The 20,226-nt window shown below is 59.4% G+C and carries 33 protein-coding genes; 30 read left to right on the top strand and 3 right to left on the bottom strand.

The features are described from left to right. Positions 1 to 152: 152 nt before the first annotated feature. A complete protein-coding gene (locus KUV46_00315; GenBank protein QYJ00856.1) occupies positions 153 to 1,841 on the top strand; it encodes an alpha/beta hydrolase in 1,689 nt (562 codons plus the stop codon). On the opposite strand, the gene KUV46_00310 is transcribed toward KUV46_00315, so the two are convergent. Continuing rightward, positions 1,828 to 2,214: a cytidine deaminase gene (locus tag KUV46_00310; GenBank protein ID QYJ00855.1), complete on the bottom strand. Its 387-nt coding sequence runs from the start codon at positions 2,212 to 2,214 to the stop codon at positions 1,828 to 1,830. The two genes, KUV46_00315 and KUV46_00310, sit on opposite strands and share 14 nt — an antisense overlap. Positions 2,215 to 2,507: 293 nt before the next feature. On the opposite strand from KUV46_00310, the gene rpsJ reads away from it, so the two are divergent. From rpsJ to KUV46_00170, 28 genes are all read left to right on the top strand, one after another. Further along, a complete protein-coding gene (gene rpsJ / locus KUV46_00305) occupies positions 2,508 to 2,828 on the top strand; it encodes a 30S ribosomal protein S10 (protein ID QYJ00854.1) in 321 nt (106 codons plus the stop codon). Between the two features lies 1 nt (position 2,829). Continuing rightward, a complete protein-coding gene (gene rplC, locus KUV46_00300) occupies positions 2,830 to 3,627 on the top strand; it encodes a 50S ribosomal protein L3 (protein ID QYJ00853.1) in 798 nt (265 codons plus the stop codon). Continuing rightward, positions 3,627 to 4,271 (top strand): 50S ribosomal protein L4, encoded by a 645-nt coding sequence (gene rplD, locus KUV46_00295; protein QYJ00852.1) that lies wholly within the window; start codon positions 3,627 to 3,629, stop codon positions 4,269 to 4,271. Before rplC ends, rplD begins: the two co-directional genes overlap by 1 nt. A 3-nt stretch (positions 4,272 to 4,274) precedes the next feature. After that, entirely contained in the window at positions 4,275 to 4,574 is a 300-nt protein-coding gene (locus KUV46_00290) for a 50S ribosomal protein L23 (GenBank protein QYJ00851.1), read from the top strand. Between the two features lie 9 nt (positions 4,575 to 4,583). Beyond that, positions 4,584 to 5,414, top strand: a complete 831-nt coding sequence (gene rplB / locus KUV46_00285) for a 50S ribosomal protein L2 (protein QYJ00850.1) — start codon at positions 4,584 to 4,586, stop codon at positions 5,412 to 5,414. A 14-nt stretch (positions 5,415 to 5,428) separates the two neighbouring features. Next, positions 5,429 to 5,707 (top strand): 30S ribosomal protein S19, encoded by a 279-nt coding sequence (gene rpsS, locus KUV46_00280; protein QYJ00849.1) that lies wholly within the window; start codon positions 5,429 to 5,431, stop codon positions 5,705 to 5,707. Between the two features lie 3 nt (positions 5,708 to 5,710). After that, positions 5,711 to 6,100 carry a 50S ribosomal protein L22 gene (gene rplV, locus KUV46_00275; protein ID QYJ00848.1) on the top strand — a complete coding sequence of 130 codons (390 nt, stop codon included), beginning with the start codon at positions 5,711 to 5,713 and terminating at the stop codon, positions 6,098 to 6,100. Further along, positions 6,100 to 6,834: a 30S ribosomal protein S3 gene (gene rpsC, locus KUV46_00270; GenBank protein QYJ00847.1), complete on the top strand. Its 735-nt coding sequence runs from the start codon at positions 6,100 to 6,102 to the stop codon at positions 6,832 to 6,834. The genes rplV and rpsC overlap by 1 nt, the downstream gene beginning before the upstream one ends. A gap of 3 nt (positions 6,835 to 6,837) precedes the next feature. Beyond that, the gene (gene rplP, locus KUV46_00265) at positions 6,838 to 7,254 is read left to right on the top strand and encodes a 50S ribosomal protein L16 (protein ID QYJ00846.1); all 417 of its coding nucleotides are present in this window, start codon (positions 6,838 to 6,840) and stop codon (positions 7,252 to 7,254) included. A 2-nt stretch (positions 7,255 to 7,256) separates the two neighbouring features. Beyond that, positions 7,257 to 7,460 (top strand): 50S ribosomal protein L29, encoded by a 204-nt coding sequence (rpmC, locus tag KUV46_00260; protein QYJ00845.1) that lies wholly within the window; start codon positions 7,257 to 7,259, stop codon positions 7,458 to 7,460. Between the two features lie 10 nt (positions 7,461 to 7,470). Beyond that, positions 7,471 to 7,716, top strand: coding sequence for a 30S ribosomal protein S17 (rpsQ, locus tag KUV46_00255; protein QYJ00844.1), 246 nt, complete (start codon positions 7,471 to 7,473; stop codon positions 7,714 to 7,716). Beyond that, positions 7,713 to 8,081: a 50S ribosomal protein L14 gene (gene rplN, locus KUV46_00250; protein ID QYJ00843.1), complete on the top strand. Its 369-nt coding sequence runs from the start codon at positions 7,713 to 7,715 to the stop codon at positions 8,079 to 8,081. Before rpsQ ends, rplN begins: the two co-directional genes overlap by 4 nt. Before the next feature lie 2 nt (positions 8,082 to 8,083). Then, positions 8,084 to 8,401, top strand: coding sequence for a 50S ribosomal protein L24 (gene rplX, locus KUV46_00245; protein ID QYJ00842.1), 318 nt, complete (start codon positions 8,084 to 8,086; stop codon positions 8,399 to 8,401). Continuing rightward, on the top strand, positions 8,394 to 8,948 hold the full coding sequence (rplE, locus tag KUV46_00240) for a 50S ribosomal protein L5 (GenBank protein QYJ00841.1): 555 nt from the start codon (positions 8,394 to 8,396) through the stop codon (positions 8,946 to 8,948). The genes rplX and rplE overlap by 8 nt, the downstream gene beginning before the upstream one ends. Positions 8,949 to 8,967: 19 nt before the next feature. Further along, positions 8,968 to 9,273, top strand: a complete 306-nt coding sequence (gene rpsN / locus KUV46_00235) for a 30S ribosomal protein S14 (protein QYJ00840.1) — start codon at positions 8,968 to 8,970, stop codon at positions 9,271 to 9,273. A gap of 16 nt (positions 9,274 to 9,289) precedes the next feature. Next, complete coding sequence (gene rpsH, locus KUV46_00230) at positions 9,290 to 9,685, top strand: 30S ribosomal protein S8 (GenBank protein QYJ00839.1); 396 nt, start codon at positions 9,290 to 9,292, stop codon at positions 9,683 to 9,685. Positions 9,686 to 9,702: 17 nt separating this feature from the next. Continuing rightward, complete coding sequence (rplF, locus tag KUV46_00225; protein ID QYJ00838.1) at positions 9,703 to 10,314, top strand: 50S ribosomal protein L6; 612 nt, start codon at positions 9,703 to 9,705, stop codon at positions 10,312 to 10,314. 4 nt (positions 10,315 to 10,318) lie between these two features. Then, a complete protein-coding gene (gene rplR, locus KUV46_00220) occupies positions 10,319 to 10,681 on the top strand; it encodes a 50S ribosomal protein L18 (protein QYJ00837.1) in 363 nt (120 codons plus the stop codon). A 9-nt stretch (positions 10,682 to 10,690) separates the two neighbouring features. Further along, a complete protein-coding gene (gene rpsE / locus KUV46_00215; protein ID QYJ00836.1) occupies positions 10,691 to 11,278 on the top strand; it encodes a 30S ribosomal protein S5 in 588 nt (195 codons plus the stop codon). Positions 11,279 to 11,298: 20 nt separating this feature from the next. Beyond that, positions 11,299 to 11,493, top strand: a complete 195-nt coding sequence (gene rpmD / locus KUV46_00210; protein QYJ02321.1) for a 50S ribosomal protein L30 — start codon at positions 11,299 to 11,301, stop codon at positions 11,491 to 11,493. A gap of 44 nt (positions 11,494 to 11,537) precedes the next feature. Next, positions 11,538 to 12,017: a 50S ribosomal protein L15 gene (rplO, locus tag KUV46_00205; protein QYJ00835.1), complete on the top strand. Its 480-nt coding sequence runs from the start codon at positions 11,538 to 11,540 to the stop codon at positions 12,015 to 12,017. An 86-nt stretch (positions 12,018 to 12,103) separates the two neighbouring features. After that, positions 12,104 to 13,477 carry a preprotein translocase subunit SecY gene (gene secY, locus KUV46_00200; GenBank protein ID QYJ00834.1) on the top strand — a complete coding sequence of 458 codons (1,374 nt, stop codon included), beginning with the start codon at positions 12,104 to 12,106 and terminating at the stop codon, positions 13,475 to 13,477. Then, positions 13,474 to 14,043: an adenylate kinase gene (locus tag KUV46_00195; GenBank protein ID QYJ00833.1), complete on the top strand. Its 570-nt coding sequence runs from the start codon at positions 13,474 to 13,476 to the stop codon at positions 14,041 to 14,043. The genes secY and KUV46_00195 overlap by 4 nt, the downstream gene beginning before the upstream one ends. 138 nt (positions 14,044 to 14,181) lie before the next feature. Further along, the gene (rpsM, locus tag KUV46_00190; protein ID QYJ00832.1) at positions 14,182 to 14,550 is read left to right on the top strand and encodes a 30S ribosomal protein S13; all 369 of its coding nucleotides are present in this window, start codon (positions 14,182 to 14,184) and stop codon (positions 14,548 to 14,550) included. Between the two features lie 12 nt (positions 14,551 to 14,562). Further along, positions 14,563 to 14,952, top strand: a complete 390-nt coding sequence (gene rpsK / locus KUV46_00185; GenBank protein ID QYJ00831.1) for a 30S ribosomal protein S11 — start codon at positions 14,563 to 14,565, stop codon at positions 14,950 to 14,952. A gap of 62 nt (positions 14,953 to 15,014) precedes the next feature. Then, positions 15,015 to 16,034: a DNA-directed RNA polymerase subunit alpha gene (locus KUV46_00180; protein ID QYJ02320.1), complete on the top strand. Its 1,020-nt coding sequence runs from the start codon at positions 15,015 to 15,017 to the stop codon at positions 16,032 to 16,034. Between the two features lie 48 nt (positions 16,035 to 16,082). After that, positions 16,083 to 16,499 carry a 50S ribosomal protein L17 gene (gene rplQ, locus KUV46_00175; protein ID QYJ02319.1) on the top strand — a complete coding sequence of 139 codons (417 nt, stop codon included), beginning with the start codon at positions 16,083 to 16,085 and terminating at the stop codon, positions 16,497 to 16,499. A 120-nt stretch (positions 16,500 to 16,619) separates the two neighbouring features. Beyond that, positions 16,620 to 18,041 carry a hypothetical protein gene (locus KUV46_00170; protein QYJ00830.1) on the top strand — a complete coding sequence of 474 codons (1,422 nt, stop codon included), beginning with the start codon at positions 16,620 to 16,622 and terminating at the stop codon, positions 18,039 to 18,041. Here the strand turns inward: KUV46_00170 and KUV46_00165 are convergent. Both KUV46_00165 and KUV46_00160 read right to left on the bottom strand, forming a co-directional pair. Beyond that, positions 18,038 to 19,246, bottom strand: coding sequence for an acyl-CoA dehydrogenase family protein (locus KUV46_00165; protein QYJ00829.1), 1,209 nt, complete (start codon positions 19,244 to 19,246; stop codon positions 18,038 to 18,040). The two genes, KUV46_00170 and KUV46_00165, sit on opposite strands and share 4 nt — an antisense overlap. Before the next feature lie 69 nt (positions 19,247 to 19,315). Next, the gene (locus KUV46_00160; protein QYJ00828.1) at positions 19,316 to 20,044 is read right to left on the bottom strand and encodes an alpha/beta hydrolase; all 729 of its coding nucleotides are present in this window, start codon (positions 20,042 to 20,044) and stop codon (positions 19,316 to 19,318) included. Between KUV46_00160 and KUV46_00155 the strand changes: the two genes are divergently transcribed. Further along, positions 20,043 to 20,216 (top strand): hypothetical protein, encoded by a 174-nt coding sequence (locus KUV46_00155; GenBank protein ID QYJ00827.1) that lies wholly within the window; start codon positions 20,043 to 20,045, stop codon positions 20,214 to 20,216. The genes KUV46_00160 and KUV46_00155 overlap by 2 nt on opposite strands. The last annotated feature ends 10 nt before the right edge of the window (positions 20,217 to 20,226 follow it).

Below are 20,226 nucleotides of genomic sequence, written 5' to 3'. Positions count from 1 at the left end.
GCGGCCTTTTTTTAATGCCCGATGATGTCACGCCAATCCCGCTCTGGTCGCAGCCGACTTGGATTTTCGGCGCGGGAGCCTGCGCCTCCTTGCGGAAAACGTGCTGACCGGTCCATATGTGCACCATCCATTGCAGGTGGGACCTGAACGCAATGTCGTTGAAACAACGCTATTTCGATATGCTTGGTGCGGCCTACGAAGTGCCATCGTCGACTAGCCAGTTCGATGAGTTCCTGAGTGCGGCGATGGCGTACTTTTTCGATGACAACGAGTCGGGCCAGCTTGCGCCGGACGTGCCACGATTTGGCGGCGTCGACGACGCTTTGGATGCGCATGCCAGTCGCATAGCGACGCTCGTCGGAGCCGCGGCCGCCCGCGAAGACGCGCCCGGCGATATGTTTCACGCCATCCTCGAAATCTCGATGAAGACGCAAGAAGTCGTCGGTAACCGTGCGGCCGCACACCTGATGGGGCGTGAGTTTCCGTGTCACCTTGAAGAGCTTCCGCTAGACCGCGCCGCGCTTTTGGATATTCGCCGCTTCATGCAGCCGAAAGTGCCGGGCGCGCAGGATCGGATTATTCTCGCGAGTGTCGAAACAGGTGTCGAGCTTCGCGCGTGTCTTGCCCTCATCCAGCGTCCTGCCGATCATGAAGGCAGGGTGGTTGTGTCCCTCTCTTATATCGACTGGTCGGAAACGCTGATCGGGCGGCTGGGGGAGGCGTTCGGCCTGACCGCCAGTGAGACCGAGGTTCTCGAAGGCTATCTGGCGAATCTTAAGCCAAAGGATATCGCCGCCGAGCGAGAACGCGCATTGGAGACGGTAAAAGTCCAATCCAAGAGCATCTTGCGAAAGACCGGCTGCGCACGGATGAGCGATGTCGTTCAGCTCTGTGCGAGTATTGCCTTTCTGCTGCGGCAGTTGCCGTATGATGCGGCAGACGTGGCGGGTGAGGCCTGGGTCACGCCGCGCCGGGGGCTTTCAATGCTCGATGTCGGGAAGGGGCGGCAGGTCGCCTGGTACCGTGTGGGCACAGGCAGCCGGCCGGTCCTATTCATTCATGGCTACCTGCAGGGACCGTTCATTACGGCTGAATTTGAAAGGCAGTTAGCGGGCGCGGACATCTGTCTCATAGCGCCCTCAAGGCCGGGCTTTGGCTATTCGAGCCCCAGTGTCAGCCGAAAGGATTTCGACCAGACGGTGGTGGAGGACACGCTGGCTCTGATCGAATCGCTCGGTGTCGAGACCGTGCCCCTGTGTATTCACCAGGGGGGATCGTCCCATGGCTTTCGAATCGCCAAGTCACTGGGTGACCGTGTGAGGGGTATGCTGCTGATCGGCGGGGGCATTCCGATCGATGAGCTGAGAGACCTCTCGCATATGGACCGGCAGACGCGATTTGCGGCGATGGCGTCACGCCATGCGCCCTCGGTGATGAAAATGGTGATGTCGGTTGGCCTGCCAGTCTACCGGAAGAGGGGACCGAAGGCCTTTCTGGAGACCCAGTTTGCGAGCGCACCCAGGGATCTTGCGACTCTTGCCAATCCGCGGTTGCTGGAAGTGCAGGCGCAGGGCCTCTATCACGCGGTCGAGCAAGGCGGGGAAGCTTGGGTTCGCGACGGTGCCTCCGCCATGGCGGACTGGAGCCATGATCTTGATGCGGTCTCGGTGCCTCAGGTCTGGCTGAACGCAGGCGATGATCCGGTGATTTCCGCCGAGCAGGTCACGCAACATGTCCAAGGGCGGGCACGTGTGACATGCCGGACCCTGGATGGGCACGGCGCCAACATCCTTCACACGGCAGTCGATGATATCTTGGCCGAGCTCGTCAGGCTGGTTTGAGCAGGAATGCCGCTGGCAGGAGTTCTGCCATGGTCATGACTTTCTCGACGCCATTCGGGCCGGCCAGCGTGACTTTCACGTCTGGTCCTGCAAACTCCGACAGTTTCTGGCGGCAGCCGCCACATGGGGCGACGAGCGAATCGGATTCGGCGTAGACGAGGACTTCGAGAATCGTCTTGTCGCCGGCCGCGACCATTGACGTGATCGCGCCGCCTTCTGCGCAAATACCTTCGGGAAAGGCTGCGTTCTCGACGTTGCAGCCGACATGGATGCCGGAGGCTGACCGGATTGCGGCGCCAACCTTGAAATTCGAATAGGGCGCATGCGCATTCTCGCGTACCGCACGGGCTTTGTGGTAAAGGTCATCAGTCACGGGGCAGTGGTCCTTTGCAAACCTGTGGACAAGCCAGAAGTAGAACGTCGGCGAGGCCTGTCACTATTGCAATATCGCAGCTGACTGAAGTGGCCTCAGCGCGGCTGCAAAGATTCCGTCATGAACTGTTGACGGTTCACTGCAAATCCCATACACCGCGCCCTTCGAAGGGTCGGCAGTGCCAGTTTCAGGCAAACGCTTCCCACCGAAACGAAACAATTCGAGCCGATTGCGTCCGGGCGCTTCCAAGCGTGCGCCTTGGCGCAACATTCATGTTGACGGGATACCGTACGATGGAAAAACAGAATATCCGGATCCGGCTGAAAGCCTTCGATCACCGCGCCCTCGACATGTCGGCGAAAGAGATCGTGTCCACCGCCAAGCGCACCGGCGCTGATGTGCGTGGCCCGATCCCGCTGCCGACACGTATCGAGCGCTTCACGGTGAACCGCTCGCCGCACATCGACAAGAAGTCCCGCGACCAGTTCGAGATCCGCACGCACAAACGTATTCTCGACATTGTCGACCCAACCCCGCAGACCGTCGATGCTCTTATGAAGCTCGACCTCTCGGCTGGCGTTGGCATCGAGATCAAACTTGAGGGAGCGCGCTAAGATGGCACTTCCGGCGTCACGTACCGGGGTTGTTGCCCGTAAGCTGGGTATGACCCGTATCTTCAACGATCAGGGCCGTCACGTTCCCGTGACCGTTCTGTCGCTCGACGGCTGTCAGGTCGTCGGTCACCGCACCGATGCTGACCGTGAAGTCAGTGTCAATCGCGGCAAGAAGAAAGAAAAAGTCACCGTCACCCGTAATGATGGCTACAACGCTGTCGTGATGGGTGCAGGCGAGGCGAAAGCCAAGCGCACGACGAAAGCCCAGCGCGAAGCTTTCGCGAAGGCTGGCGTTGCACCAAAGCGCAAGCTTGTCGAATTCCGCGTGACCTCTAACGAGCTTCCTGAGCTCGGCGCAGAAGTGGTTGCTGATCACTTCGTTGCTGGTCAGCGCGTCGATATCGCAGGCATCACGCTCGGTAAGGGTTTCTCCGGTGCCATGAAGCGCTGGAACTTCGGTGGTCTTCGTGCCTCTCACGGTGTGTCCATCTCTCACCGTGCCCACGGTTCGACTGGCCAGTGCCAGGATCCGGGCAAGGTGTTCAAGGGCAAGAAGATGGCAGGTCACTACGGCACCGAGCGCGTGACCATCCAGAACCTCGAAATCATTCGCACGGACGCTGATCGCGGCCTGATCCTCGTGAAGGGCTCGATCCCGGGTCACGACGGTTCTTACGTCGAAGTTCGCGACGCGGTGAAGAAGGCGATCCACGAAGATGCGCCTGCTCAAGGTTCTTTCCGTGGCAAGGGCGCTGCAGCTCAGTCTGCTGAAGCTGACAATGCGGAGGCTGGTGAATAATGGAACTCGACGTCAAAAATCTCGACGGCAAGTCAGCTGGCAAGGCAAGTGTTGATGAGGCCATCTTCGGCCTGACCGATATCCGCGCCGACCTGCTGCACCGCACCGTCCGCTGGCAGCTGGCCAAGCGCCAGGCAGGCACGCACAAGACCCAGGAGCGTGGTGAAGTCTCGGTTACGACCAAGAAGTTCATCCGTCAGAAGGGTTCGGGCGGCGCACGTCACGGCTCGCGCAATGCGAACATCTTCGTTGGCGGCGCTGTTGCGCACGGCCCACGCGTTCGTAGCCACGCTCACGATCTTCCAAAGAAGGTCCGTAAGCTGGCGCTTGCACATGCGCTTTCTTCGAAAGTGAAAGACGGCTCTCTCATCGTTCTGGACGAAGCCAAGCTGTCCGAAGCGAAGACGAAAGAGCTTTCGGCAAAGTTCAAGGCGCTCGGCGTCGAGAACGCGCTGATCATCGGTGGCTCCGAAGTCGACCAGAACTTCGCGAAAGCGGCCCGCAACATCCCGAACATTGACGTTCTGCCGGTCGCCGGCCTCAACGTTTATGACGTGATGCGCCGCCGCCAGCTGGTTGTGACCAAGGATGCGCTCGAAGGTATCGGTGCGCGTTTCGAAACGAAGGCCAAGGAAGGGAAATAAGCCATGGCTGACGTGAAAGCACACCACTACGACGCGCTGCTCGCTCCGCACATCACGGAAAAAGCAACGCTGCTCGCTGAAGAAAACAAGATTGTCTTCCAGGTTCCTGTCACGGCCAACAAGGCCGAGATCAAGGACGCCGTGGAAAACCTGTTCAAGGTCGACGTGACCAAGGTCAACGTGATCGTCCAGAAGGGCAAGACCAAGCGTTTCCGCGGAAAGCTCGGTCAGCGTTCTGACACGAAGAAGGCGATCGTCACGCTGAAAGACGGCCAGTCCGTCGACATCACGACGGGACTGTAGGAGAGCGATATGGCACTCAAGACATTCAATCCAACGTCGCCCGGTCAGCGCCAGCTTGTCATCGTTGACAAGTCGGAGCTGTACAAGGGCCGTCCAGTCAAGTCGCTGACCGAAGGTCTGTCGAAGTCCGGTGGTCGTAACAACCGTGGCCGCGTTACCGTTCGCGGTATCGGCGGCGGCGCAAAGCGTCTCTACCGCAAGATCGACTTCAAGCGTCAGCGCTGGGACATCGAGGCGACGGTCGAGCGTCTGGAATACGATCCGAACCGGACCGCATTCATCGCGCTGATCCGTTACACCGATGGCGAACAGTCCTACATCATCGCGCCGCAGCGTCTGGCTGTTGGTGACAAGGTGATGACGTCCAAGACGGCTGACATCAAACCAGGCAACGTTCTTCCGCTGAAGAACATCCCGGTTGGTACCATTGTCCACAATGTCGAGATGAAGCCGCTCAAGGGCGCTCAGATCGCACGTTCGGCCGGTACCTATGTCCAGATCGTTGGCCGTGACGCAGGCTATGCCCAGATCAAGCTTTCCTCTGGCGAGCTTCGCATGGTTCCAGACAGCTGCCTCGCAGCGATCGGCGCCGTGTCCAACCCGGACAACATGAACACCGTCCTGTCGAAAGCCGGCCGCGCCCGTCACTTCGGCAAGCGTCCTAAGGTTCGCGGTGTTGCCATGAACCCGGTCGACCACCCGCACGGTGGTGGTGAGGGCAAGACCTCCGGTGGCCGTCACCCGGTGACCCCGTGGGGCAAGAAAACCCGCGGCCCGAAAACCCGCAAGACCAAGGCTTCGGATCGTCTGATCATCCGTCGCCGTAACGCGAAACGCTAGGGAGCGAGAGAGATATGCCACGTTCCGTATGGAAAGGTCCGTTTGTCGACGGCTATCTGCTCAAGAAGGCAGAGTCTGCACAAGCTTCAGAGCGCCGCGAAGTCATCAAGACCTGGTCGCGCCGCTCGACCATCATGCCGCAATTCGTGGGCCTGAACTTCCAGGTTCACAACGGCAACAAGTTCGTTCCCGTTCTCGTCACCGAGGAAATGGTGGGTCACAAGTTCGGCGAGTTCGCGCCGTCCCGAACCTATCATGGCCACGGCGCCGACAAGAAAGCCAAGAGGAAGTAAGCCATGGGTAAGGCAAAGAATCCTCCGAAACAGGCGTCTAACGAGTCGCGCGCAGTTCTGCGCATGTACCGTTCGAGCCCGCAGAAGCTGAACCTCCTGGCTCAGCAGATCCGCGGTCTTCCGGTGCAGAAGGCGATGGACCAGATGCAGTTCTCGCGTAAGCGCGCTGCCAAGGATGTCTACAAGGTCCTGTATTCGGCCATGTCGAACGCCGAGAACAATCACGGTCTCGACATCGATAGCCTCGTCGTCGCTGAAGCGCATGTCGGCAAGAACCTGGTCATGAAGCGCATCCGCGCTCGTGCCCGTGGCCGCGCCGCGCGCATCGTGAAACCTTTCTCGCAGCTCACCATCGTGCTGCGCGACACATCAGTTGAAGCGGAGGCCGCGTAATGGGTCAGAAGATCAATCCCGTCGGGTTTCGTCTGGGTGTCAACCGGACCTGGGACAGCCGCTGGTATGCCGACACGGCAGACTATGGCCGTCTGGTTCATGAAGACCTGAAAATCCGCAGCACCATCAAGCAGGAGCTCAAGCAGGCGGGTATTTCCCGCATCATCATCGAGCGCCCGCACAAGAAATGCATCGTCACGATCCATACGGCCCGTCCGGGTCTGGTGATCGGTAAGAAGGGTGCTGACATCGAAGTGCTTCGCAAGAAGCTGTCGAAGATGACTGAAGACGAGGTTCGCGTGAACCTGGTTGAGATCCGCAAGCCGGAAATCGACTCCACGCTCGTCGCAGAAGACATCGCTCGCCAGCTCGAGCGCCGCGGTTCTTTCCGCCGCGCAATGAAGCGCGCGATCCAGAACTCGATGCGTCTTGGCGCACTTGGTGTGCGTATCATGGTTTCCGGTCGTCTCGGCGGCGCAGAAATCGCGCGTACCGAGCAGTATGCAGAAGGCTCCGTGCCGCTGCACACGCTTCGCGCCGACATCGACTATGGCACCGCCGAAGCAGAGACGACCTACGGTATCATCGGTATCAAGGTCTGGATCTACAAAGGCGAGATCATGGAGCACGATCCGATGGCGCAAGACCGCAAGGCCGAAGATTCTGGCCAGGCGCGTGCGCGTTCGACCAATCAGCGCGGTCCGGCTTCGGGTCCGCAAGGCGCAGGAGCGTAAAACATGCTGCAGCCAAAACGTACGAAATACCGCAAGGCGTTCAAAGGCCGTATCAGCGGGACCGCGAAGGGTGGCTATAGCCTCAACTTCGGCTCGTTCGGCCTGAAAGCGCTTGAGCCTGAGCGGGTTACCGCCCGTCAGATCGAAGCGACCCGCCGTGCCGTGACGCGTGAAATGAAGCGTCAGGGTAAAGTGTGGATCCGCGTTTTCCCGGACACGCCTGTTTCGGCAAAGCCGATCGAGGTCCGTATGGGTAAGGGTAAGGGCTCGATTGACCGTTGGGTCGCCCGCGTTGCTCCTGGCCGTATCCTGTTCGAGATCGACGGTGTTCCAGACGAAGTGGCGATCCAGGCTCTGAAGCTCGGCGCCGCAAAGCTGCCGATCAAGACCAAGATCATCAAACGCATTGAAGGGATCTAGTCATGAAAACCGCTGATTTGCGTTCGAAGAGTGCCGACCAGCTACAAGCCCAGCTTGTTCAGCTGAAGAAGGAACAGTTCAACCTCCGCTTCCAGCAGGCAACCGGCCAGCTGGAGAAGACGGCCCGGGTGAAGGAAGTCCGCCGCGACATCGCGCGCGTGAAGACCCTTCTCGCCCAACAGGCCAAAGCGGAAGCAGAGGCGTAGGAGAAGAGACATGCCAAAGCGCGTAATGGAAGGCGTTGTGGTGTCCACGAAACAGGACAAGACGGCTGTGGTCCGCATCGACCGCACCTTTCTTCACCCTGTTCTGAAAAAGATCGTGCGCCGCTCGAAGAAGTATCACGCCCATGATGAGGGCAACGTCGCTGTCGAGGGCGAGCGCATCACGATCCGTGAATGCCCGCCGCGCTCGAAGCTGAAGACGTGGGAAGTTGTTGCAAGCGAAGGAGCTGACTCATGATTCAGATGCAGTCCAACCTTCGCGTGGCTGACAATTCCGGCGCACGCCGCGTCCAGTGCATCAAGGTGCTGGGTGGTGCAGGCCGCCGCTATGCGTCTGTCGGCGACATCATCGTGGTGTCGATCAAGGAAGCAATTCCGACCGGCCGCGTGAAGAAGGGTGACGTTCGCCGCGCTGTCGTGGTTCGCGTTGCCAAGGACATCAAGCGCCGTGACGGCTCTGTCATCCGTTTTGACACGAACGCCGCTGTGCTTGTGAACAATAATGGCGAACCAATCGGGACCCGTATCTTCGGCCCGGTTCCGCGCGAGCTTCGCGCCAAGAACCACATGAAGATCGTCTCGCTGGCTCCGGAGGTGCTGTAGTCATGGCTGCCAAAGTGAAAAAAGGTGATCGCGTCATCGTCACGGCAGGCCGTAACAAGGGTGCCAAGGGCGAAGTGCTCAAGGTAATCCCGGCCGAAGACCGTGTCGTTGTCCAGGGCGTGAACGTGGTGAAGCGTCACCAGCGCCCGTCGCAAATGGATCCGGGTGGCATCAAGACCTTCGAAGCGCCGATCCACATCTCCAACGTGGCGATTGTGGACCCGCGTGACGGCAAGGCTACCCGTGTTGGCTTCAAGACTGACGAGCATGGCCGCAAGACGCGCTATGCCAAGCGTTCAGGGGAATCGATCGATGTCTGAGAATTACGAACCCCGTCTCAAGACCAAGTACCGTGACCAGATTCGCGCCAAGCTTCAGGAGGAGTTCAAATACTCCAACGAGATGATGGTGCCGAAGCTCGACAAGGTCGTGATCAACATGGGTGTTGGCGAAGCTGTCGCTGACTCCAAGAAGATCAAGACCGCACTTGCCGAGCTCGAGAAGATCTCTGGCCAGAAGCCAGTGCCAACCAAGGCTCGTAAGTCGATTGCCGGCTTCAAGCTTCGTGAAGGCATGATCATCGGTGCAAAGGTCACGCTCCGCCGCGACCGTATGTACGAGTTCCTGGACCGTCTGACCAACATGGCCCTTCCACGTGTGAAGGACTTCCGTGGTCTCAACGGCAAGAGCTTCGATGGCCGTGGCAACTACGCCATGGGTCTCAAGGAACAGATCGTGTTCCCGGAGATCAACTATGACGACATCGAGGACATTCGCGGTATGGACATCATTGTCTGCACCACCGCCAAGACGAACGAAGAAGCCAAGGCGCTGCTCGCGCATTGCGGCTTCCCGTTCCGTAACTAGCGCTTGAGGACGAAACGATATGGCTAAGAAAAGCGCAATCGAGAAGAACGAGAAGCGTCGCAAGATGGTCGCCCAGTACGCGGCACGTCGTGCGAAGCTGAAAGCAATGGCGATGGATGAGGATCTGCCGCTGGAAGACCGCTTCAAGGCTCGCCTGAAGCTGGCTGAACTTCCGCGCAACTCCGCACCGAGCCGCGTTCGCAACCGTTGCCAGGTCACCGGCCGTCCGCGCGGTTATTATCGCAAGATGAAAATGTCCCGTATCGCGCTGCGTGAGCTTGGCTCACTCGGCATGGTCCCGGGCCTGGTCAAGTCAAGCTGGTAGGAAAGGAGGAACCAAGATGAATATTTCCGATCCCCTTGGCGATCTCCTGACCCGCATCCGCAATGCGCAGATGCGTGGCATGACGAAGGTTGTCTCTCCGTCTTCCAAGCTCCGTCTTCGCGTCCTCGACGTGCTGCAGAGCGAAGGTTACATCCGTGGCTATACGGAAGTGGAGAAAGACGGTCATCGCAATGTCGAGATCGAGCTTAAGTATTTCGATGGCGCGCCTGTCATCTCCGAGATCCGTCGGGTCTCGAAGCCTGGTCGCCGCGTCTATTCTTCGGTGAATGATCTGCCGCTGGTCCGCAACGGACTGGGCATCTCCATTCTCTCGACGTCGAAGGGTGTCATCTCTGACGCCGTCGCACGTAACGAGAATGTTGGTGGCGAGATCCTTTGCCGGGTCTTCTAGGACGAGGATGAACTGATATGTCCCGTATTGGAAAACTCCCCATTCCTGTTCCTAACGGCACGACCGTTACGGTGAATGGCAACAAGATCGAAGCCAAGGGCCCCAAGGGTAACCTGGCGTTCACGGTGTCCGAACTGGTCTCCGCTGAGCTGAAAGACGGCGAGCTGTCGATCATGCCGCGCGAAGACTATGTCACGGAAGCCAATGAGCGCATCAAGGCGAACGATGCCAAGGGCAAGAAGAAGATGACCTTTGCTGAGGCGCTGGACCCGAAGGTCCGCACCCAGTGGGGCACGGCGCGCGCAAACGCTGCGAACGTCGTCCACGGCGCTGCCGAGGGCTTCTCCAAGTCGCTTGAACTCGTCGGCGTTGGTTACCGCGCACAGATGCAGGGCAATGACCTGAAGCTGTCGCTTGGTTACTCGCACGACGTGATCTTCAAGGCACCTGACGGCATCAAGCTGGAAGCACCGAAACCGACCGAGATCATCGTGTCGGGTGCTGACAAGCAGGCCGTTGGTCAGGCTGCCGCCGAGATCCGCCAGTTCCGTAAGCCAGAGCCATTCAAGGGCAAGGGCGTGCGCTACGCAGGCGAATACGTCCGCCGCAAAGAAGGCAAGAAGAAGTAACGCCATGAAGACGACACGCGAAAAGACACTCCGCCGCGCCCAGCGCGTCCGTGCCAAGCTCCGCAAGGTTGCAGAAGGCAAGCCGCGTCTGTCGGTTGCCCGCTCGCACAAGAACATCTCTGCCCAGATCATCGATGATGAGAAGGGTCTGACGGTGGCAGCGGCTTCGACGCTCGAGAAAGACCTGCGTGAGCAGCTCAAGGCTACGAGCGACGTCGCAGCGGCACAGAAAATCGGTGAGCTCATCGCTGAGCGCGCCAAGCAGGCCGGTGTTGAAGACGTCGTCTTCGATCGCGGCGGCTATATGTTCCACGGCCGGGTGAAAGCCCTGGCAGATGCCGCCCGTGAGGGCGGCCTGAAGTTCTAGGAGGCCATTATGGCAGAAGAACGAGGACGCGGCCGCGGACGCGGGCGCAGAGACGACCGCCAGGAAGAGCAGAGCGAGCTCACCGACAAGCTCGTTGGCATCAACCGTGTCGCAAAGACGGTTAAGGGCGGTAAGAATTTCGGCTTCGCAGCCCTGGTTGTCGTAGGCGACCAGAAAGGCCGCGCAGGCTTCGGCAAGGGCAAGGCCCGCGAAGTGCCTGAAGCTATCCGTAAGGCAACCGAGGATGCAAAGCGCAACCTCGTTCGCATTCCGCTTCGTGAAGGCCGCACCCTGCACCATGACGGCAAAGGCCGCTGGGGCGCAGGCAAGGTGATCCTTCGTGCAGCCCCTCCAGGTACCGGCGTGATCGCTGGTGGCCCGATGCGCGCTGTCATGGAAGTTCTCGGCATCCAGGACGTGGTTGCCAAGTCGAACGGTTCGTCGAACCCATACAACATGGTTCGCGCGACCTTCCAGGCGCTCAAAGAGCAGGCAAGCCCGCGTTCGGTCGCATCGAAGCGTGGCCTGAAGGTTCAGGACATCGTTGGCCGCCGCACCGATGGTGCGTCTGAAGCCGGCGTTTCCGAAACCGCCTGATTTAGAGAAGGAATCTGATGATGGCCAAGAAACAAGCTGACACGATCAAGGTCCGCCAGACCGGTAGCCCGATCCGCCGCAAGCCAGAGCAGCGCGCAACGCTGATCGGCCTCGGCCTGAACAAGATCGGCCGCGAGCGCGAGCTCGCAAATACCCCGGCCGTTCAGGGCATGATCACCAAGGTGTCACATCTTATTGAAGTCGTAGAAGAGTAGGCGTATAGGGGCGACCCTTTCAAACGCCAGTCAGGAATAGAGCGATGAAACTCAACGAACTCTCTCCAAATGCGGGCTCCACCCACAGCCGCCATCGTGTTGGCCGCGGCGTCGGCTCCGGCAAGGGCAAGACTGGCGGACGTGGTGTCAAAGGTCAGAAGGCACGCTCCGGTGTTGCCCTCAATGGCTTTGAAGGCGGCCAGATGCCGATCTATATGCGTCTGCCAAAGCGCGGCTTCACGGCCCGCAGCTCCAAGACGCATGCCTGGATCAACCTCGGTCGTCTGACCAAGGCGATCGAAGCCGGCAAGCTGAAAGCCAATAACATTACCGAAGAGACGCTGGTTGCGTCCGGTGTTGTCCGCCGCACGAAGGACGGTGTCCGTCTTCTTGCAAAGGGTGATGCACCCAAGAATGCAAAGATCACGGTGACCGGCGCCAGCAAGGCCGCGATTGAAGCGGTGGAAAAAGCAGGTGGCTCCGTAACGGTAACCGGGGCTGCAGCTGCTGAAAAAGCTGAGTAAGACGGGTCTTTTTCGTCTATACACCTTCACAAACACGATCTCGCCGCCAATGTTGGCGGCGATTTCATTTCGGGTAGGAGGGTCCTTTGGCCACAGCCGCAGAGCAAATGGCGCGCAATATGAACTTCGGTACCTTTGCAAAGGCAAAGGACCTTCAGGCGCGTATCCTGTTCACGCTTTTCATCCTGGTCCTCTATCGCCTCGGCACGTACATTCCGGTGCCGGGCGTCGACCCTTCCCAGTTTGAGCAACTCTTCCAGAGGCAGTCGGGCGGCATGCTCGGCTCTCTCAACATGTTTGCGGGTGGTGCGGTTGAACGGATGAGTGTGTTTGCGCTCAACGTGATGCCTTACATTACCGCTTCCATCATCGTGCAGATGATGACATCGGCCATTCCTTCGCTTGAAAAGCTGAAGAAGGAAGGCGAGGCGGGCCGCAAGCAGATCAACCAGTATACCCGCTATCTGACGGTCGGCTTTGCGTTCTTCCAGGGCTTCGGCATTGCGATGGGCCTTTCCAGCGTCGCCTATGAAGGCATCGCCCAATGGTTCTTCATCCTGACCGCCGTATCGACCTTTGTCGGTGGCACCATGTTCCTGATGTGGATGGGTGAGCAAATCACGGCGCGCGGTATCGGTAACGGTATCTCGCTCATCATCTTCGCAGGCATCATCGCCGAGATGCCAAAGGCGATCTTCAACCTGTTCTCGGGCGGCCGCGAGCAGGGGATCAATGTCGTCTTCGTTCTCGGCATTCTTGTGCTCGTGATTGCGCTCGTCCTGTTCATCGTGTTCATCGAACGCTCGCAGCGCCGGATCCTGATCCAGTATCCAAAGCGCCAGCAGGGCAACAAGATGAGCCAGGGCCAGTCCTCGTTCATGCCTCTGAAGCTCAACACGTCGGGCGTGATTCCGCCGATCTTCGCGATCGCGATCCTGATGCTCCCGATGACGGCTGTTGGTCTCGTAGGCGGCAATACCGGTGTCGGGCCTGACGGCCAGATGGTTGCGGCAAGCGATCCGGGGATCCTTCAGTGGCTGGCGATCAACTTCTCGCCAGGCAGCTGGACCTACATCATCACCTATGGCGTGCTCGTCGCATTCTTCTGCTTCTTCTACACGTCTATCATGTTCAATCCGCAGGAGACGGCGGACAATCTGCGCAAGTATGGCGGCTTCGTTCCGGGGATTCGCCCAGGCAAGAACACGGCAGCCTACTTCGATTATGTGCTGACCCGCCTGACCACGATTGGTGCGATCTATCTCGTCTTCGTCTGTCTGCTTCCGGAAGTTCTTCGCCGATATATGCCGGAAATTCCTTTCTACATCGGTGGCACGTCGCTACTGATCGTTGTATCGGTGACGATGGATACAGTGACACAGATACAGTCGCACCTGATCGCGCACCAATATGAGGGGCTGATCAAGAAATCGCGGCTGGGAGGCAAACGCAGACGATGAATCTCATTCTTTTCGGACCACCCGCTGCGGGCAAGGGTACCCAGGCCAAGCGCCTCGTTGAGGAACATGGCTATGTACAACTTTCCACGGGCGACATGCTTCGCGCCGCACGCGCGTCGGGCTCAGAGCTCGGCAACCGGGTTGCAAAAATCATGGACGAGGGCGGGCTGGTTTCCGATGAGATCGTCATCGACCTGATCGATGATCAGCTGAATCAGAACAAGGGCGCTGCAGGCTTTATCTTTGACGGCTTTCCCCGCACGCTTGGCCAGGCCAAGGCTCTGGACCAGCTGCTTGAGTCGCGTGGCACCAAGCTCGACCGCGTGATCCGTCTCGTGGTCGACGAGGACCAGCTCATGGCCCGCGTGACCAAGCGGTTCGAAGAGCAGGGCCGCAAGGATGACAACCCGGCGACATTTGCCGCCAGGCTGGAGAAATACAATCAGGATACGGCCCCGCTTCTGCCATTCTATGCAGAGCGCGGAATCCTTCGCGAAGTCGATGGAATGGCCAGTATAGAGACGGTTACGGAAGGCGTTGAAAAGGCGCTGAAAGAGACCGCATAAAGCCGCAATTCCCCAGTTGACGCGGGGAATTGCACGTCTATAACGACGCACTTCGTTAAGAGGTCGGGTTCGCGCGCGCGGAGCGTTGTTTTTCGTTTCGCGCCGGACCCGCTTTCGGCAGTTCAGGAGAGAGGCCCAATGGCCCGTATTGCAGGCGTAAACATTCCGACGAATAAGCGTGTCGAAATCGCGCTTCGTTACATTCACGGCATCGGTCCGGCAAAGGCACGTGAGATCACCGACAAGATCGGTATCGAATCGCATCGCCGTGTCGCTGACCTGACCGACGCAGAAGTCATCCAGATTCGCGAGACGATCGATGCTGATTACCTCGTCGAAGGTGACCTGCGCCGTGAAGTTTCGATGAACATCAAGCGCCTGATGGATCTTGGCTGCTACCGTGGCCTGCGCCACCGCAAACGCCTTCCGGTCCGCGGCCAGCGCACCCATACCAACGCCCGCACCCGTAAGGGCCCGGCAAAGCCGATTGCCGGCAAGAAGAAATAGGACAGGACCGATATGGCTCGTGATACGACCCGCGTTCGCCGCCGCGCCCGTAAGAACATTTCTTCGGGCGTCGTGCATGTGAACTCCAGCTTCAACAACACGATGGTCACCATCAGCGACGCTCAGGGAAACACGATTTCCTGGTCTTCCGCTGGTGCGATGGGCTTCAAGGGTTCGCGTAAATCGACCCCTTATGCTGCTCAGGTTGCCGCTGAAGATGCTGCCAAGAAGGCGCAGGAGCACGGCCTCCAGACTGTTGAAGTCAACGTGCGTGGCCCGGGTTCCGGTCGTGAGAGCGCACTGCGCGCCCTTCAGGCTGCCGGTCTGACCATCACGTCTATCCGCGATACGACCCCAATTCCGCACAATGGCTGCCGCCCGCCGAAACGCCGCCGCGTCTAGGCCCTAGCGACTGTCCTGTAGCAAGACCAAGGAGGCCATGAATGGCCGATACTGCGACCAGTGTGAATGACCGTAACTGGAAAGAACTGATCCGCCCGAACCGCCCGAAGGTCGAGGCAGGCCGCGACCCGCGCCGCCACGCCAAACTGGTGATCGAGCCACTCGAGCGCGGCTTTGGCACGACGCTTGGTAACGCGCTTCGCCGCGTTCTTCTTTCTTCGCTTCAGGGCGCCGCGATTACGGGCGTCCAGATCGACGGTGTCGTTCATGAGTTCTCGTCCATTCCGGGCGTGCGCGAAGACGTCACGACGATCGTTTTGAACCTCAAGCAAATCGCCATCGACATGGTTTCGGATACGCCGAAGCGCATGATCCTGAAGGCTGATGGCAAGGGTGAAGTGAAAGCCGGTCAGATCGAAACGTCGGGTGACGTGAAGATCCTCAACCCGGATCTCGTCATTTGTACGCTTGATGATGGCGCTTCGGTCCGCATGGAATTTACGGTCGCGACCGGCAAGGGCTATGTGCCTGCCGATCAGAGCCGTCCAGAGGATGCCCCGATCGGCTTCATTCCGGTCGACGCGATCTATTCGCCAGTGCGCCGCGTTGGCTACCAGGTTGAAGACACCCGTGAGGGTACGGTTCTCGACTATGACAAACTCAGCCTGTCCGTCGAAACCGATGGTTCGATCACGCCAGAAGACGCCGTTGCCTATGCAGCGCGCATTCTGCAGGACCAGCTCCAGCTCTTCATTACCTTCGATGAGCCAGAGACCGAGAGCGCGTCTTCGAGCGAAGAAACCGACCTCGGTTTCAACCCGGTCCTTCTCAAAAAGGTCGACGAGCTCGAGCTGTCTGTGCGTTCGGCAAACTGTCTGAAGAACGACAACATTGTTTACATTGGCGACCTCATCCAGAAGTCGGAAGCCGAAATGCTTCGCACCCCGAACTTCGGCCGCAAGTCGCTGAACGAAATCAAGGAAGTCCTCGCTGGTATGGGGCTGCATCTCGGCATGGAAGTGCCAGATTGGCCACCAGAAGATATCGAGGCACTTGCCAAGAAATACGACGATCACCTCTAAACGTCCGCCCGGGAGGGCGCGCAGGAGACCAAGCAAATGGCCCACGCAATTGCACACCGCAAGCTGAACCGCACCAGCGCGCATCGTAAGGCGATGTTCGCGAACATGGCGGCTTCGCTGATCCAGCATGAGCAGATTGTGACGACGCTCCCGAAGGCAAAGGAGCTGAAGCCGATCATGGACAAGCTCGTGACGCTTGCCAAGAAAGGCGATCTTGCTTCGCGCCGCCGGGCAATCGCCCAGGTTCGCAGCAAGGATGCCGTGGCAAAGCTCTTCGAAGTTTTCGGTGAGCGCTACAAGGACCGTAATGGCGGTTACACCCGCGTGCTGAAAGCCGGCTTCCGCCATGGCGACAACGCACCGGTTGCTGTGATCGAGCTGGTCGACCGTGACGAGGAAGCCAAGGGCAAGGAAGACCGCGCCCGTCATGAGGCTGAACTCGAGGCGATGGAAGACTACGAATAGGTCTTTGTTGATCCTGCAGAATTCAAAGCCCCGCTGGTCTGACCGGCGGGGCTTTTTTGTTTGCGCCGCCTTATTGCATCTCGCTATCCTGCAACCTGAGGGTCAAGGGCAGGGAAAGCGATGACGGACAGACAGGCGACCGATGCCGATACGCTACGAAAGCGTGTCAGGCGCTATGCGGGCTTTTTCTTCGTTCTCGGCGCCTTCCAGCTCGGTTGGGGAATTGCGGCGTCGATCGTTCCCGGTATTGCCAGTTTCGATCTGATGCTGGGCCTCATCATGTCTGGCGCTTTTTTCACGACCGCGTCGGTCATGGCCTGGAATGGCTCCCGCTTTGCGGTGCTGGCTATGGGCGGCTGGCTGATCCTTGAGCTGGTCATGCTCTATCAGGCGGGATGGCAGGATAATATGGCCGGAATGGTACGCGGTGTGGCCTTTGCCGTCTTGGCGTTGATGCTGACTATCCATGCTTTCAGGCACTGGCCTGCTGCGCGCCGGTCTGAACGCGGCAGGGTCCGGGGCTGGGCATGGACGCGCTGGGTGGGCCTTCTGATTATCTGTCCCGTGCTCGCGCTCGGCATTCTGGGAGCCACCGGGTACGGTTCTGAAGAAGACGTGACGGGCTCGCTTGGTATTGTCGCTGGTGCCGACTTACCGGCTGAGCATCTTGCATGGATGCGCAGCCAGCAACTCCTGCACAAGGATGAGACCGTGCTGGTCTTCTATTCCAGCAGTGATGATATCGCCGCCGACGGAAACATCCTCACGGACAAGTATCTGGGATCCTGGTGGCAGGATGAAGACGGTGAGCTGGCCTCTGACTGGATCCGTCTAGGCGCCGTTTGCGACGTCAACAAGACCGGCGAGGAGTACGGCGTCGATATCTACGATGTAAGCCGGGCCGATGGCGCAGATGCGTTGGTCTTATGGCTACCGAGCGGGCAGGCGCTTTCCACGACCTTCATACAACGCCTCGACTATCTTCGGGCCCACCATACGAATGACGCCTTTGAGGACGCTTGCGAAACGGGCGAGCCGGTAGATTGGAAAGCCGTGTCTCGGGCAAATGGCATACCGGTCGGTGTGATCGAAGGAGACGAGATCGACGTAGCTCTACGCCAGTGGCTTCTGGGGCAGGACTTTTTGTTTCCGCAAGAAGAGGCAATCTGGCTGAGGTCGACCGCGCTCTATGATATTTCCGAAGGCGGTACATTGATGACCGATGCCTATTTCGGTGGGTGGGAAGCACCGCGCGGTGAGCTTCAGACAGCCTGGTTCGAGCATGGCGAGATATGCGAGATCGTGCTCGTCGAGGAGGATGAGGAAAGCGATGAGCTCGTTTACCGGGCAACTGGCCCGGATTCTGAGATCTGGGTTCAGTTTACGCTGCCCGCTTCGGATCCGGCTTCGGTCCGCCGTGTCGAAGAACTTCGAGCGCTGACCGAGAGCAATCGCACGACGGAGCATGCGGAGGCATGTGCCGCAGCCGCCGCGCAGAGCGAAGCCTCCGAGACCTCTCCTGGCGCCTCAGAAGAGACCTAGAGGCCGAGCTGGCCCTTGGAGAGGATGTTACGCTGGATCTCGTTAGAGCCAGCATAGATCGACCCGGCGCGGTCATTGAGATATTTTGACGACACGGTGACGAGGCTCTCTGGCCCCACCAGCCCCTGATTGGAGGGGGCATGGGTCACGACAGGCCCGCCGGTCTCGGTGTGCTCTGGCTGGAATGGCTGAACATGGATGCCTGCGAGGTCGAGGCCGATTTCGGTGAGGCGCTGGCTGAGTTCAGTGCCGCGAACCTTCATCATGGACGCCTTCAGGCCCGGCGTTCCGCCGCCTGCCAGTTCTGCCATCATCATCAGCTCGGCAGCCTCTAGCGTCGATGCATCGATTTCGGCCTGCGTGAGGTGCGCATCGAGGTCCGGTGTCATACGGTCCAGCGTGTGGGCGGTGCGGCGTAGCCCCGCGATTCGCTGCAACAGCCGAGGGCCATAGGAAGAGCCGCCGCGTTCGAACTCCAGCAGGTATTTGGCGACAGTCCAGCCCTTATTGATCTCGCCCACCACATTGGCCTTCGGCACGCGGACATTGTCGAAGAAGACGGCGTTCTGGATGTGCTCGCCCGACAGCATGATGATCGGGTCGACAGTGACCCCGGGTGCGTTCATGTCGATCAGAACGAAGGTAATACCGGTCTGAGGTTTGCCGGAAGCGTCCGTGCGTACGAGGCAGAACATCATGTTCGCTTCATGCGCATGCGTGGTCCAGATTTTCGAACCTGAGCAGATGAAGGCGTCGCCATCATCCTCAGCGCTCATTGTAAGGGCGGCAAGGTCAGAGCCGGCATGGGGTTCGGAATAGCCCTGACACCAGAAATCCTCGCCGGAGAGGATGCGGGGCAGGTAGTAGTCCTTTTGCTCTTTTGAGCCATGACCGATGAGCGCGGGGCCGCACATGCCAACGCCCATGGGCGAAAGCGGCGGCGCACCTGCGCGCGCCATTTCGACGTCAAAGATATAGTGCTGGGCGACGCTCCAGTCGCAGCCGCCATATTCGACCGGCCAGGACGGGGCAGCCCAGCCCTGTTCGACAAGGATCGCCTGCCATTTGAGCGCGGTTTCCTTGTCTGCATAGACGCTCGTCATGCGCGATGCGTAACGTCGCAGCTCTGGTGTCAGCTTGTCAGCAAGGAAGTCGCGGACCTCCTGTCGAAACGCTTCTTCTTCTCGGCTGAATGTAAGCTGCATCTGGGCCTCCGATCATGGACGAAACCCATCTTCGCAAGCCCGACCCGGCGTGCAAGCCGTGACCGCGCGTCAGCTTTTCCAGTGCGCGCTGAGGAGCGCAGCAAACTCTGGTGCCTTCTCGACGACCGACCAATGGCCTGTATCCGCGTTCCGGTGCAGCGGCGTGTTTGTTTCAGCGCAGAAGCGCTCTGCGGTCTCGACCGGGACGAACGGGTCGTCATCACCCCAGAAGACGAGGCCTCTAGTCGGCAGCTTGTCCAGATCGCCGGTCCACGCCACGGCGATATTCCTGGCGGAGCGGTATAGGCGCAGGATGGCCTTTCGCATGTGAGGCGACCAGTGGCGGGCCTCATGCTCTGCGAGGCCTTGTGGCAAGCCTGCCGAGGCAAGCGCGCCTGCAAGCCTGTCCTTGCCTGTCAGCGCCATGAAAAGCTCTCCCAGCAGTGGGGTTTGCCAGATGCGTGCCGTGCGATGCCAGCTATAGCCGCGCTCGGGCAGGGCGTTGGCGACGGCCCAGCTTCGAACGAGATCCGGGCGAAGCGATGCCGCGCGTACGACGAGCAGGGCGCCCCAGTCATGGCCGACAAGGTTTACCGGCTCACCAGCGGCCTCCATCTGAGAGATGAGCCAGCCAACATAGGCTTCCTTGGTACAGTCAAAGCCAGCCGGGGCGGGTGACGTGAAGCCCGGCAGGGCAGGGGCAGACAGGTTTTCATGGCCGCGGTCGGCGAGCGCGTCGATCAAGGGCTGCCACATCTGCGGCGTGTCAGGCACACCGTGAACGAGAATCGTCTTCATGGCCGCTCTCCCCCATATGGCGCTGCGCCTTCAACCATTAGCGCCGTATACCGCCGCCCACAATAAGGGCTGGAATGACCGTTTTGTAGGCAAAATGCCGTTTCGGCCCGCAAAGCTCTCAGTTTCATTGACGGAAATTAATATTGCCAAACAACTGGCGGCCATCTCGTGAGTGTGAGGAG

It is taken from the genome of Thalassovita mediterranea, assembly GCA_019448215.1.
Taxonomy (GTDB): domain Bacteria; phylum Pseudomonadota; class Alphaproteobacteria; order Caulobacterales; family Hyphomonadaceae; genus Henriciella.
Note: the sequence above shows the minus strand (reverse complement) of the source record. Positions and strands in the feature narration are given on the sequence as shown.

Bases quoted from the DNA above. Each gene is read 5' to 3' on its own strand.
- KUV46_00165 (QYJ00829.1), bottom strand. From the start codon at position 19,246: ATGCAGCTTACATTCAGCCGAGAAGAAGAAGCGTTTCGACAGGAGGTC.
- rplF (QYJ00838.1), top strand. From the start codon at position 9,703: ATGTCCCGTATTGGAAAACTCCCCATTCCTGTTCCTAACGGCACGACC.
- rpsS (QYJ00849.1), top strand. From the start codon at position 5,429: ATGCCACGTTCCGTATGGAAAGGTCCGTTTGTCGACGGCTATCTGCTC.
- rplX (QYJ00842.1), top strand. From the start codon at position 8,084: ATGGCTGCCAAAGTGAAAAAAGGTGATCGCGTCATCGTCACGGCAGGC.
- rpsE (QYJ00836.1), top strand. From the start codon at position 10,691: ATGGCAGAAGAACGAGGACGCGGCCGCGGACGCGGGCGCAGAGACGAC.
- rpmC (QYJ00845.1), top strand. From the start codon at position 7,257: ATGAAAACCGCTGATTTGCGTTCGAAGAGTGCCGACCAGCTACAAGCC.
- rplP (QYJ00846.1), top strand. From the start codon at position 6,838: ATGCTGCAGCCAAAACGTACGAAATACCGCAAGGCGTTCAAAGGCCGT.
- rpmD (QYJ02321.1), top strand. From the start codon at position 11,299: ATGGCCAAGAAACAAGCTGACACGATCAAGGTCCGCCAGACCGGTAGC.
- KUV46_00155 (QYJ00827.1), top strand. From the start codon at position 20,043: ATGGCCGCTCTCCCCCATATGGCGCTGCGCCTTCAACCATTAGCGCCG.
- rplR (QYJ00837.1), top strand. From the start codon at position 10,319: ATGAAGACGACACGCGAAAAGACACTCCGCCGCGCCCAGCGCGTCCGT.
- rpsC (QYJ00847.1), top strand. From the start codon at position 6,100: ATGGGTCAGAAGATCAATCCCGTCGGGTTTCGTCTGGGTGTCAACCGG.
- KUV46_00290 (QYJ00851.1), top strand. From the start codon at position 4,275: ATGGCTGACGTGAAAGCACACCACTACGACGCGCTGCTCGCTCCGCAC.
- rpsJ (QYJ00854.1), top strand. From the start codon at position 2,508: ATGGAAAAACAGAATATCCGGATCCGGCTGAAAGCCTTCGATCACCGC.
- KUV46_00170 (QYJ00830.1), top strand. From the start codon at position 16,620: ATGACGGACAGACAGGCGACCGATGCCGATACGCTACGAAAGCGTGTC.
- KUV46_00160 (QYJ00828.1), bottom strand. From the start codon at position 20,044: ATGAAGACGATTCTCGTTCACGGTGTGCCTGACACGCCGCAGATGTGG.
- rplE (QYJ00841.1), top strand. From the start codon at position 8,394: ATGTCTGAGAATTACGAACCCCGTCTCAAGACCAAGTACCGTGACCAG.
- rpsM (QYJ00832.1), top strand. From the start codon at position 14,182: ATGGCCCGTATTGCAGGCGTAAACATTCCGACGAATAAGCGTGTCGAA.
- rpsN (QYJ00840.1), top strand. From the start codon at position 8,968: ATGGCTAAGAAAAGCGCAATCGAGAAGAACGAGAAGCGTCGCAAGATG.
- rplB (QYJ00850.1), top strand. From the start codon at position 4,584: ATGGCACTCAAGACATTCAATCCAACGTCGCCCGGTCAGCGCCAGCTT.
- rpsQ (QYJ00844.1), top strand. From the start codon at position 7,471: ATGCCAAAGCGCGTAATGGAAGGCGTTGTGGTGTCCACGAAACAGGAC.
- KUV46_00195 (QYJ00833.1), top strand. From the start codon at position 13,474: ATGAATCTCATTCTTTTCGGACCACCCGCTGCGGGCAAGGGTACCCAG.
- rplN (QYJ00843.1), top strand. From the start codon at position 7,713: ATGATTCAGATGCAGTCCAACCTTCGCGTGGCTGACAATTCCGGCGCA.
- rplV (QYJ00848.1), top strand. From the start codon at position 5,711: ATGGGTAAGGCAAAGAATCCTCCGAAACAGGCGTCTAACGAGTCGCGC.
- rplO (QYJ00835.1), top strand. From the start codon at position 11,538: ATGAAACTCAACGAACTCTCTCCAAATGCGGGCTCCACCCACAGCCGC.
- rpsH (QYJ00839.1), top strand. From the start codon at position 9,290: ATGAATATTTCCGATCCCCTTGGCGATCTCCTGACCCGCATCCGCAAT.
- KUV46_00315 (QYJ00856.1), top strand. From the start codon at position 153: ATGTCGTTGAAACAACGCTATTTCGATATGCTTGGTGCGGCCTACGAA.
- rplD (QYJ00852.1), top strand. From the start codon at position 3,627: ATGGAACTCGACGTCAAAAATCTCGACGGCAAGTCAGCTGGCAAGGCA.
- rplC (QYJ00853.1), top strand. From the start codon at position 2,830: ATGGCACTTCCGGCGTCACGTACCGGGGTTGTTGCCCGTAAGCTGGGT.
- rpsK (QYJ00831.1), top strand. From the start codon at position 14,563: ATGGCTCGTGATACGACCCGCGTTCGCCGCCGCGCCCGTAAGAACATT.